Below are 12,172 nucleotides of genomic sequence, written 5' to 3'. Positions count from 1 at the left end.
TACTATAGTTTAAACATTATATTTAATTACAGGCTTAACTTAAGTCTCACTAGTTTTTATATAGGGATAAGAAAAAAGAAAATCTTTATCCTTTAGCTACGGAAAAAGCTGTTACATTAGATCTCTATAGATTTAGTAAGTTTTTGATCGTGACGTTTATGGTTAATGACTTATATAGTTAATTGTAAAACTCTAAATTTTGAGCTATGTATTTTCCTAGCCTTACAGAATTGAGAAAGTAATTTCTCATAAAGAAAAAATCACTCTAATTGCTTTAAATAATTTATCATGATCTGCCAACCTCAATGGTTAGGTTTATTTTTTTGAACAAAGTTGCAAAAAAACTCCAAGATAAATTATTGAAGCTTGTTGATTCATAAGAATCAACCTCGAGATTCTTTTCTTTTAAAGAAGCACATTACCCCATTTTTGCTTTAAAAGAAAAGCGGTCTTATGACCTAAGACTTAGGTCAAGACTTAAACTCCGGTTTGAAGTCTAAAGTTCTAAGCAACTTTTTTAGAACTTTGTTTTTCGTTCCCGTTAGGTAATTAAAGGGTAAACAAACATTTAACCATATATCTTGCGATATATGGTTCTTTCTTTATCTAAATTGGGGGTTATGCCATGGAATAATAAGCCAAAAAAGACTCTTTGCCGGAAAGCAAAGAGTCTTTTGATTATGGGATTATATTGAAGAAAAGTAGTTTAATTATGACCAAGGATTTTTTGAATTTCTTCACGACTTAATTGAGCTTGAGGATTGTTGCTCAAATAGAGTTCATCATAAGTTCTAAATTCAAAATCATCACGTTCTTCAACATGTGGAGCTAATTTTTTACCATAGAGAAGCTCATAGAGTTTTCCGAGATAATCATAAGGATTAGCTTGTAAATCACTGAGAGCAAAAGCTTTTTGTAAGACAATTTTTAATTTCGATGGAATCTCACTATTGTGTTTAAGTTGTAACACTTTATAGAGGAGATCTTGATCTACTTTTGCTTGAGCATAGATCTCTTTACTTGCCAGTTCGTTTACACATTTGAGGCTATAGTCAAAGAGACTTTCTTCGGTAAATTCTCCACGAACAACTAAAGAGTCTTGGAAAGCATGGCGTAAAGAGTAAGGAAGAGGATAAACTTCGTTTTCCTCAACTTTATATGAGGTCTCTGTTCCGATAAATGCTACAGTTTCCGGAAGATCGTTAATTCCGTTAATTAAAGCAAGCAGAGCATGCTTGTTTTTGCTATCTTCAACTAGTAAATAGTCCATATCATCGAAGAAAACAATAGAGTTAGCAAACTCAGGCTCTTGCATTAACTTAAAGAGGAGTTTAATGGATTTAGTAAGTGAACCATTTAAAGCAATTTTGAGATTGCTTTCGTGATCATTAACTACAGGGGTAAGATTATCATCAACAAAAGAGAAAGAGTCAAAAGAGATTAGAGCGGTTACATCAACTTTTACTAATCTTTTTTGAGCTTGAGCGGCAATTAATTTAACAATTGCAGATTTACCACTACCGGCTGTACCTGTAAGGAGGATTTTATGAATCCCTGTAGGACGAGCAAGATATTTTGCTAAACGAGGTACATCGTCTTGGTGGGTTTTAGGTAAAATTACATTAGCATTAGCTTTTACTTCTTGGAAGAAATAGTTTATGAGCTTTAATTTATCTTTACGACCTAAATCTTCGTATAGATAGTAATTTTTCATGATAATAACCTTAATGTATATTTTTTATTACAGGTGAGTTTTAGCCTGTATTTCTCTCATTTCAAGGGTAAACCTTGAGTTGAGCATAGAAAAAAATCGGTTGCAGAAAGTTCTTGCGGTTGTTAATTATATACTACCATATTAAAGAATTTTTGTCGATAAATCTATTTTTATTAATCCGATTTTTACTATATCTAACTTTAATTCGTCTCTCCCCTCTATCTTTGATTTCTGTTTGCTTAGTTTACTTGTGAATTTCCTTCAACACTGTTTTAATGCTAGGCTAGTTTATCAATGAGGATTCCTAGCTTATAATTTAGCCAAGAAACAACAAATTTATGTAATCGCTAATAAGAAGTTGCTAATCTATAAACCCAAGCTCTTTTTAAAAAAAGAAACAGTAGTACCTCTTTAAGGTCAGGCTTAGCGTAAATAGATTGAACATAAACACAAACCATACAGGCAACTGTAGTAACAACAGGAAATAAGATGAAAGATTTTACTTTTGTAAACCCTACTCGTATTGAGTTTGGAGCTAGTAAAGAAGAACGCATTGGAGATTATATTAACGAGTTTGCTCTCAAAAAAGTTTTAATTGTCTATGGTTCAGAACGTATTAAAACTAATGGTCTTTTTGCTCGTGTAGCTCATAGTCTCGAAGTTCAAGGCATTGCTTTTGTGGAGTTAGGTGGAGTTAAGTCTAATCCGGTATTAAGTAAAGTAAAAGAGGGAATTGAGCTTGCTCGTCAAGCACAAGTAGATGGAGTCTTAGCTATAGGTGGGGGTTCGGTACTAGATACTGCTAAAGCTATAGCTGCCGGAAGCTTATATCAAGGAGAGGTATGGGATTTATTCTCAGGAACGGAGATTAAAGCTGCTTTACCTATCTTTAGTATTATGACTTTAGCGGCTTCAGGATCAGAAATGAATCCAGGAGCAGTGATTACTAAGGAAGAAACTGCTGAAAAATTCTTTATTCATCATTCTCTATTATTCCCAAAAGTGTCAGTAATCAACCCTGAACTTCAAAATACCGTAAGCAAGGAATACTTAGTTTATTCTGCTTCTGATATTATTACGCATTCACTTGAAGCTTATTTTACTGCAAAAGAGCGTCCGGAACTAGTGAATCTCTTAGTCGAAGCTAATATTAAAACCGTAATCCGCACCACTAATACTTTACTAGCCGAACCCAATAATACTCAAGCTCGTGGCGAGTTTGCTTGGGCAGCTACTTTAGCGTTAAATGGTTCAACTTTAGTAGGAATTGAGGGCTTTAGTTATCCGAATCATATGCTCGAGCATGCAATGAGTGCGGTGACCGATATTCCTCATGGAGCAGGTTTATCTATAGTTTTACCTGCATGGATGCAATGGTATCATAAACAAAATCCTGAAGCATTTACTCGTTTTGCTAGAGAGATTTTTGGTGAGCAAACAGCTATAGCAGGCATTGAATCTCTTAAAGCTTGGTATGAACAAATAGGTACACCAACCAGTTTAAGTCAGGCTGGTATTGATGAAGCTACTTTAGAGCAAATTTTTAAGACTTTAGAAAGAGATACTTATAGTTGGGGCTTAAATGAGATTTATACTCCAGCCGTAATTCGAGAAATTTTTGCTTATGCTAAATAGTAATCTCTCTAGAGGTATGCTTGTTAATTAAGCAACTTTTGGATATTGAATAATAAAATAAATCCCATTCTCAAAGAGAATGGGATTTAAAAATTATACTTCTAATATTTGAAATAAAATAACTGCCTAGAATTTTTTTCTCGGACAAGAAAAAACCTTATTTAGTTACCAGTTGTCATCGATTATAGCACAAAGCTATGGAGTTTTAAGGAAGAAGTGGTTAAATTTTAATAAAATTCTTCATCTTCTTGATAGCGTAAGGCTTCAATAATCATCTTAAATGCTCGAGTATTTCCTTTGCGACTTGGGTAGTAAAGGAATAAAGGATCATACACCATACTGTACTCTGGTAAAATTTCTATAACTTCACCACTTGCAAGTTCTTTGCTCATAGAATTATAAACGGTATAACCAATCCCTAAACCATCTTTAATCGCACTATTAAAAATTTCTTTATTTACTGAAGAGATAAGGCGTGAATTAGGAGTAAAAGTTTTGATTTTACCATCTACTAAGAACTCCCAATTCATTTCATTGCGTTTACTATCAAGTTTTACGCCAATGGTGTGATGATTTTTTAGATCTTCTATACTTTTTGGCATTGAATGCTTGGAAATATATGCTTTAGAAGCAAAGAGTCCCATTTTTATTGGTCCACTTACTTGGATGGCAACAAAACCTTCACCTAAGTCACTACCAATTCTTACCCCGAGATCATAACCTTCACTAATAATATCGACAAAGCTATTATCAATAGAAATATCAAGTTTGATTTTAGGGTTATCGAGCAAGAGTTGCTTGAGTCGAGGATAGATAATAATTTCTGCAACATCTACAGCAACATTGATTTTAATTGTTCCTTTAGGTTCACTTAAATATTCGGTGAGAGACTCAATCCGATCATCGATAGATTTAAATAAAGGATCGAGTTCATTGCGTAATTGCATTCCCGCCTCGGTGAGAGTAACCGAACGAGTCGTACGATTAAAGAGACGAATTCCTAGTTTTTCTTCTAGTCTTTTAATTGAGTGGCTAATTGCAGAAGCCGAAACTCCAACTTTATCTGCTGCCTGAGCAAAACTTTGATATTCAGCTACTACCAAGAAATGATTTAATTCGGTAAAGTTTTGGGTTGACATAATTTTTTGACAAGAGTTTGCGTAATAGTTAGGTTAATTTTTTCTTATTATATTATGTTTCTAGCTAGCTTTGTGTTTCTTCTCGAGGAGAGCAAAGCATTACTTCAAGTTTAGCGTAAATATTTAAGTCCGGAAAACAAAGAGATTAGGAGGCAAAATCAAGATTGGAGAACAATCAAGATTAAAGAAAAGAAACAAATTGTAAGAGAGAACAGGAAAATAAAAGTTTTCTAAGAAAGAGTAATTTGTAAAATGGGGTGAATGGTAAAAACAATAAGGATAAACCTCCCTAGAGCAGGGAGGTGATAATAACAGTTTAAATTATTTCTGTTAACTTGCGTTTTCAAGTAGTATAAGATAAAAAAACCTATAACTTAAGTTATCTTGGATAACAGAAAGAAAAAATATATACCAACATGAGCAATTATTTTCTTTAGCGTTGATCTTATTTAACCAATACATGTGAGATCTTTCTAATGCTCCACAAGCTGTTTGCCATCAAGTGATTTTATTCAGGAGAAAAAGTTATCACTTTGCTTGCGATGAGGATTAGGAGATAAAGGTTATTAGTTAATTAAGTAAAGAAAATAATACCAGATGAATAACTAATTACACTTTATTGTAAAAAGTTGTCATTATATTATCATTTTTTATCACAAGTTGGTATATTTTTATAGCTAAAACTTAGTCTAGTTTTTTCAAAGTTTTGATTTTTAAAATAAAAGTTAAAAGATTTCCTTATAAGGAGTGTGCTTTTTTCGCTAAAATTAACGGTTTTTAATTTTTAGATAAGCAAAATTTAGTTGAGAAGAATTAGTTGATTAAAAAATAGGAAAGCTTTACTTTGCTTTCTCATTTTTCTATATGTTGCTTCAATATTTTTGCTTCTTCTTTGTTTTTAAGTTTTTATCTGTCTGATTCGAAGCTAACAAAAAAAGCGTGAAAGTCACCGTAAAGTGACTCTCACGCTTTTTTATGTTTCTCGAGCAGAGAAATTAGTCATTGCTTTGAGGAGCATTTTGCGTAGGATTGGTAGACGCTGTTGGTCTTGGTTCTGGTGCTCGAGGTCTGCGAGCTTCAGGCTTGTCCTTAGTTGGAGCTGTCTGTAACTCGGTTGGTTTGGTGATGTTCTCGATCCAAGCAAAGAGCTGTGGTAAATCATAATCACCTGAGTGAGGTTGATTCCAAGCAAATTGGAAGTTTACATCATAACCATTATTCTCTAATTTTAGAGCAAGGATTGAAGGAATTGCTAGAGAAGTATCTTTATCCTTAGCACCTTGACGGATTCTCCAGTATTCCGCAACACCTGGTTTATTTGATGAATCTATATAGTACATAGGATTCATCATTTTTACGATTTCCGGATCAGCCATAGTTGCGTTTACGCTTGAGTGCTTATAAGCATACTCCGTAAAGTGCTGATTATTCGTAGTCGCATTCCCAAAGAGGTTATTTTCACCTGCTGAAAGATCTAGAGCATCAAATGCTGGAGGAGTTTTTTGACGTTCTACCCATTGTGCATATTTATCGAGGTCAACTTGGGTTACTTTACCACCTTTTAAAGTTAACCAAGGGTAATCAGCTGCATGGAAGCGTTGTGGATCTGCGTCATAAGCATGTTGTGCAGATTCTTTAAGTTTATTCGCAACATATTGCTTAAAGTTACCATTACCTTTGCTATCTAAAGTTAAATTCGCTCCGTTTGCATCTTTGAGGTTGAGGCTATTTACATACTCAGGGAATAAAGCTTTTAATTGCGCAGATACTTCTTGTTGTTCTTTACTTAAAGTACCAGTAGTGTAACTTCTTTGTACATTGTAATCTAGCATGTTAACACTAATTGCTTTATAGTTGTTTACCCCATTAAATAACCACTCATAAGCTGCATCAGCATGGTCAAGATTAGTAATTGGAGCATAAGCACTTACGGCGTAAATAGCATCTGAAGCTTGAGCAGCTCCTAATTGTTTAAGGTAAGGTTCATAAGCACTTTGATTACCTGTAGCCCCTAATAACACACTTAAAGCTGCTCCTGCAGAAGTACCATTTGCAATAATTTTGTTTGCATCTCCTGGCATAGCTTTGTCGTTAGCATGTAAGTAACGTACAGCTGCTTTTAAGTCAACAATTGCAGCTGGAGCTTTACCATAGTAGCTACCGTCTTGTGCTTGGAGGGTACGACCACGAGCTCCTGGAGATACCACAATCATTCCTTTAGCAAGAGCTTCTTTCATCGCTGCTGAACGGTCGTTATCACGTTCTCCACGTGGAGGAGGTGGCATGTGACCACGTTGACCTTGAGCCATTGGTTTATCACCTTGTGCTGCCGGAGGTTGCTGACCATCTTTAGGTGGTGCTGGTGGTTGTTGTCCGTCTTGAGCTTTTGGTGGAGCAGGAGGTTGTTGACCATCTTTAGCTGGAGCTTGTCTGTTATCTCCTTTTGCTCGCTCTTTATCTTTTGCCGGTGGTGGGAAGTTAACTTCACTTGGATCCGTAGTGTTAACTTTCATCCCCCCTAATTCCATAGCTTTAGCTGGCATATAACCACCTATAGCATTTGGCATAAATATAGGAGCTGTATCTACTGTATAACCATTTATTGTTTGTCCGTAGAAATAAGCTTGCGGAATGTAGATGTTCATTGACTCATAAGTTGGATCTTGAGGGTGAGCTACATACACTACATTTTCGTAAGCACGAACGATAATAACTTTACCTCTTACTTGGATTGCTTGTAAGGTATAGTTGGCATTAGGATCGAATTTAAGGCTATAGTTGCCACTAAAAGTATTGGCAGTTGCTGGTGCAGTTGCACTTTGCTGTTGTTTACTTTGATTAGTTTGTTGAGTATTAGTTTGGTTTTGGCTAGTTTCGGTTTGAGCAAAAGTATTAACACTTAAAGTTGAAGCTAATACTGCTGCTGAAGTTAAAGCCATGAATTTTTTCTTCATTGTCATAGTAATTTTCTTAAATTAATTTATATGTGTTGTTTTTAGTTTATGATTTTATTATTGAGGCTAAGGGATCCCCCTTTGCCTTTAAAAGGTTGTGATGATTTTCTTACTAGAGTTATATTAATTAAATTAGAAAAAATCAAGGAAATAGCCAAGCGCAGAGGGAGATTAATAAGTGTTTAGGGAGTGAAAAATAATGAGAGATTCGGGAGTTTAAGCTGAGAAAATTTTTCTAAATTTTTCTAAAAATTTTTAGTAAGGTGATTGAGGTTAAAAAAATTTTGCATTATTAGAGACTACCTTGAGCAAGAATATGAAATTAAAATTCAAGTTAAGGTAGGTATTATTTACCTAGTCTAGGATAGGAGAGAAGTAACTTTAAGTTAATCAGAAGTGTCTTTTGTAAGCAAGTGTGAATTTTTTAATAAAGGGCTTGGGAATGAGAGGTTTATTGATCCTAAGATTTTGCGATAAAAAATGAAACAGACATAAAGGCGTCCTTTATGTCTGTGAGCTTAGATAAGTTGTAAAGCTTGCAAGAGGGCAAGATCCCAGCCAAAAAAGCGGAGGGCAAAGAGGATTACTACGCCGGTAAAGGCTGCTGCAAAGCCTGCAAGAATATCATCAAACATGAGAGCAAAGGTCGTTTTAAATTTACGATCAAACCAACCAATTACTCCAGGTTTGCAAATATCAAACACTCTAAAGAGTACAAAGCCAAAGAGACTTAAGAGCCAACTTGCTTGTAGCCAATAAGGATCATTACCTACAAAACTAAATAAGGCAAAGTTCACCATAAAGATGCCAGCAGCTTCATCGATCACAATATAGCCTGGATCAACACGTCCATCACGTTTTTTTAGTTGATAGGAAGCAAACCAACCAAGAAAAAATAGTCCTAGAGTCCAGAGAAATTGATTATTCCACCAAGCAGGTTGGGTATAGGCATATAAGAGCCATGAAACTACAGCAGCTGCCAGCGATCCCCAAGTACCTGGTGCAGGTTTTAAGAGTCCTGAAGTGGCAAAGGTAGCAATAAACAGGTAAAACTTGCCCCAAGCATCATATTCTTTAAAAAGAGAAAATCTAAACATAATCGGATTCACAATCACAAAACCTAAAAGCATATTGTACCACAAGACTTAGTGATCTCAGTGGGGACAGGGTATAATATAATGAACTAAATCTAGAAAGTTATTTAAAGATAAGTGTATGAAGATTGTTATTTTAGGAGCAGGTAAAGTAGGGACTGCAATTATCGATAACTTTATTGAAGATGAATGCGATATTGTGGTAGTCGACTTAGATGCTAGTCGTCTTGCTTTAATTGCGGCTAAATATGATCTAGTCACCATTTGTGGCCATGCTAATGACTTAGCGGTGCTAGATAGAGCTGATCTTAAATCAGCAGATTTATTAGTAGCAGCAACGCAAGACGATGAAGTGAATATGTTGGCATGTAAAATTGCCCATGAACTTTATAATGTTGAATTTAAGATTGCTCGTATACGTGAACGTCGTTATTTAGAGCAACGTGAACGTCTGTTTAAACAAAATATTTTTCCCGTAGATTATATTATTGAGCCAACCTTAATTATGGCTAAAGCTTTATATAATCTTATTCGTTATCCTGGAACAGAGTATTTTAATTACTTTTGTGAGAATAAGCTTGCTCTCTTTGCTTGCCAAGCCCAATATGGGGGGATCTTTGTGGGCAAGGTGGGAACGCAAGCAGTTAATGAACTCCGCAAGCTGGATATAGCTCTTGTCGCTCTTATTCGAAATCAGGTTACCATTCAAGTCAATGAATATACGACTATTAATGCGGGAGATCAAGTAGTTCTCCTTGCCGAACCTGATAATGTGATGTTAGCTATGAGCTATTTCCAAAAAAACTTGCCTACTCCTAAACGGATTATGTTGGCGGGAGGTAGTCGTACCAATTATTTCTTAGCTCAGTTTTTACGTGCAAAAGCAAGTATTAAACTTTTTGAGGCAGATAAAGACAAGGCTTATCGTTTAGTTAATGAACTGAGCAACGTTTTAGTAATTGAGGGTGACTGTACTGATGAAAATCTTCTTTTTGAAGAGAGAATCGATAGTACCGATATCTATGTAGCTACCACGGGACAAGATAACGTAAATATTATGTCAGCGTTATTGGCTAAACGCATGGGAGCAAAACGAGCTTTAGCGGTAGTAGGGAGAACCATGAATAAATCTTTAATTCATAATGATGAAATAGATATTATTTATACTCCGCAAAATGATTTAGCTACAGAGCTAAGAGCTCAAGGGAAAATTACCGCATTTGAGCGAGTATTCCGTGAACCTAATAATTTATTTCAGGTATTTGAGGTGAAACTGGGCTCACACTTTACCCATAAAAACTCAGAAGTAGCTTGTACTTACGAGCAACTAAAATTACCGCAAGGGATTAAGTTTTTGGGGGTATACCGTAAAGGGAGTTTTAAGGTAATAAGTGGGCAAACGCCATTAAATCCTGGGGACCAAATTATTGGTATAGGTTATAGCAATGATGACTTACAGGCGTTTACTAAGTTACATGCTAAACCTATTTATCAAATTTAAGGAAGGCTGATGTTTAACTTAAAATTTGTACGCTATGCTCTTGGAAATTTGACCTATGTGATTGTCGGACTCATGTTTATTACTCTCTTGGTCTCGCTCTATTATAGTGATGGTCAAGCTGCCGTGTACTTACGGCAAATAGTAGTGATGACCATTATTGGGATTTTACTTAAATTCAAAATCAAAGTAAAAGAGATTACGAGATTACGAAATCCTGACTTATTTTTAACTACGAGTTTAATTTGGATTTATTGCATTCTCGTGTGTATGCTTCCTTATATAGTGATTGCCAATTTCTCTTTTGCCGATAGTTTTTTTGAGATGAGTTCAGGGGTAACTACTACCGGATCGACCATTATTACTGATTTCCAAAGTATACCTATATCTCTGTTATTTTGGCGTTCAATTACCCAATGGCTAGGAGGAGTAGGATTTATTGTCGTAGGAGTACTCATTTTACCTAACTTAGGGACAGGGGGAATGAAACTCTTTAAAACTGAGTCTTCGGATAGTGAGGAAAAATCCTTTGCTCATTATCGAGATTTAGCTTTTGCGATTTTTATTTATTACTTATTCCTGACCTTTGCTTGTATTTTTGCTTATTGGCTTTGTGGCATGAGTAAAATGAATGCCATTCTGTATGCTTTAACTACTGTATCTACGGGAGGCTTTACCCCAAGTGCCGAGCCTTTTACGGGTTTAATCACCACTTACTGGCCGGGGATTATTTTTATGCTTCTCTCGGCTTTACCTTTCCAAGTATTGGTGTTAAATATTCGTGGGCGTTCGCCATTGAGAATTTTTAAAGATCAGCAAATCTTAATGTATCTTTTTCTCTTGGTAATCGTGGCATTTTTTATTACTTTAGATCGCTTTTTCTCTTGGACAGGAACAGAAGCTGGTGAGCAGTATCAGCATAGTTTGATTTTTCTCTATTGGGAAAGTTTAGCTAATTTAATAAATGTCTCCAGTAATACTGGATTTACGGTCTCAAATTTTTATCTTTGGGGAGCTGCTGCCGTAGGTCTAATTGGCATGATGGGGATGCTTGGTGGTTGTTCGGGGTCGACGTCTGGAGGCTTAAAAATCTTCCGTTTTAATATTATTCAATTATTTGTCCACCAACAATTGCAAAAGAGTATTCACTCAAATGCCAATTCAATTATTGTTTATAACGGGCAAGTGGTAACCAATGAGGACTTTAAAGGCGTAATGTTCTTTATTTGTCTGTATTTTATGACTGCTTGTTGGTCAATTTTAATTTTGGCTTTTACGGGTTTAGATCTAAATCAGGCAATTTCTTCAGTAATTACCACTATCTCTAACACCGGAGTGAACTTTACCGGACCAGTATCGGCTAGTGGTAACTTTGATGGACAAACTGATCTGCAAAAGGTAATTAGTGGCTTTATTATGCTATTAGGACGTTTAGAATGTTCAACCATGTTGGTACTCTTGTTACCTAAGTTCTGGCGTTATTAAAAAGCAGTATTCAGTCGTTTACTAATTACAAGCAAGTAAATTTTATTTAAGGGTGACTCTTAGAGTTACCCTATTTTTATCTGCACAAATTTGAGTGGCTAGGTAATTCTTGTTAGACAAAGAGTGAAAGAGTAAGCAGTATCAAGAGAGACGAGCAGAAAAAAGAAATAACCAAGGAGACATTGAGAAAGGAAAAAGTAACACTCATTAAGCGTAAGAAATAGTATTAACTAAGCGTAAGAAAAGTAACAGCTAAGTGTGGGTAAATAGTAATAGCCAAGTATTGAGAAATAGTAAGAATGAGAGAGAAAGAAATTGTAATCATGAAGTTATAAGCAAAGTGGTGAGCTAATTCTGACAAATTATCACAATAAATTACATAATTTATAGAGAAAGAGGAAAATTAGATAGTTTTTTGGTCAAATAAGGAAAGGAGAGGTAAGAAAAGGAAAAAAGGAAGAAGCTAAGAAAAAGTTAAGAAAAAAGTAAGCTATAGCTTCTTTATCACAAAAAGATGTAAATGAAAATAGACCTTATATACCTAGCAAAGCCAAGTAAAAAAGGCTAATAATCAAAGCTATAGCTTATAGGATTATATAAAAGAAAAACCAAATATGAGGACATATTTGGCTAGTTTCTATAGTTTGTAATTA

Annotated in this window: 7 protein-coding genes; 3 read left to right on the top strand and 4 right to left on the bottom strand. The window is 35.1% G+C overall.

Going from position 1 to position 12,172, the window contains the following annotated elements:
- Positions 1 to 706: 706 nt before the first annotated feature.
- On the bottom strand, positions 707 to 1,714 hold the full coding sequence (locus CKF59_RS00355) for an AAA family ATPase (protein WP_119534002.1): 1,008 nt from the start codon (positions 1,712 to 1,714) through the stop codon (positions 707 to 709).
- Between the two features lie 489 nt (positions 1,715 to 2,203).
- Between CKF59_RS00355 and CKF59_RS00350 the strand changes: the two genes are divergently transcribed.
- Positions 2,204 to 3,349 (top strand): iron-containing alcohol dehydrogenase, encoded by a 1,146-nt coding sequence (locus tag CKF59_RS00350; RefSeq protein WP_119534001.1) that lies wholly within the window; start codon positions 2,204 to 2,206, stop codon positions 3,347 to 3,349.
- A 227-nt stretch (positions 3,350 to 3,576) separates the two neighbouring features.
- Here CKF59_RS00350 and CKF59_RS00345 read toward each other — a convergent pair whose 3' ends face one another.
- The 3 genes from CKF59_RS00345 to CKF59_RS00335 form a co-directional block, all read right to left on the bottom strand.
- Positions 3,577 to 4,488 carry a LysR family transcriptional regulator gene (locus CKF59_RS00345; RefSeq protein WP_119534000.1) on the bottom strand — a complete coding sequence of 304 codons (912 nt, stop codon included), beginning with the start codon at positions 4,486 to 4,488 and terminating at the stop codon, positions 3,577 to 3,579.
- Between the two features lie 995 nt (positions 4,489 to 5,483).
- Positions 5,484 to 7,448 (bottom strand): subtype B tannase, encoded by a 1,965-nt coding sequence (locus tag CKF59_RS00340; RefSeq protein WP_147397087.1) that lies wholly within the window; start codon positions 7,446 to 7,448, stop codon positions 5,484 to 5,486.
- A 512-nt stretch (positions 7,449 to 7,960) separates the two neighbouring features.
- Complete coding sequence (locus CKF59_RS00335; protein ID WP_222985431.1) at positions 7,961 to 8,539, bottom strand: phosphatidylglycerophosphatase A family protein; 579 nt, start codon at positions 8,537 to 8,539, stop codon at positions 7,961 to 7,963.
- A 118-nt stretch (positions 8,540 to 8,657) separates the two neighbouring features.
- Here CKF59_RS00335 and trkA point away from each other — a divergent pair, with 118 nt between their 5' ends.
- Together trkA and CKF59_RS00325 are read left to right on the top strand one after the other, a co-directional pair.
- Positions 8,658 to 10,037 (top strand): Trk system potassium transporter TrkA, encoded by a 1,380-nt coding sequence (gene trkA / locus CKF59_RS00330; protein WP_119533997.1) that lies wholly within the window; start codon positions 8,658 to 8,660, stop codon positions 10,035 to 10,037.
- A gap of 9 nt (positions 10,038 to 10,046) precedes the next feature.
- Positions 10,047 to 11,519, top strand: coding sequence for a TrkH family potassium uptake protein (locus CKF59_RS00325; RefSeq protein ID WP_119533996.1), 1,473 nt, complete (start codon positions 10,047 to 10,049; stop codon positions 11,517 to 11,519).
- The last annotated feature ends 653 nt before the right edge of the window (positions 11,520 to 12,172 follow it).

The sequence above is a fragment of the Psittacicella gerlachiana genome (genome assembly GCF_003585965.1).
GTDB classification, from domain to species: Bacteria; Pseudomonadota; Gammaproteobacteria; order Enterobacterales; family Psittacicellaceae; genus Psittacicella; species Psittacicella gerlachiana.
The sequence above is the reverse complement of the archived record's forward strand: the minus strand, read 5'-3'. Positions and strand labels throughout refer to the sequence as shown.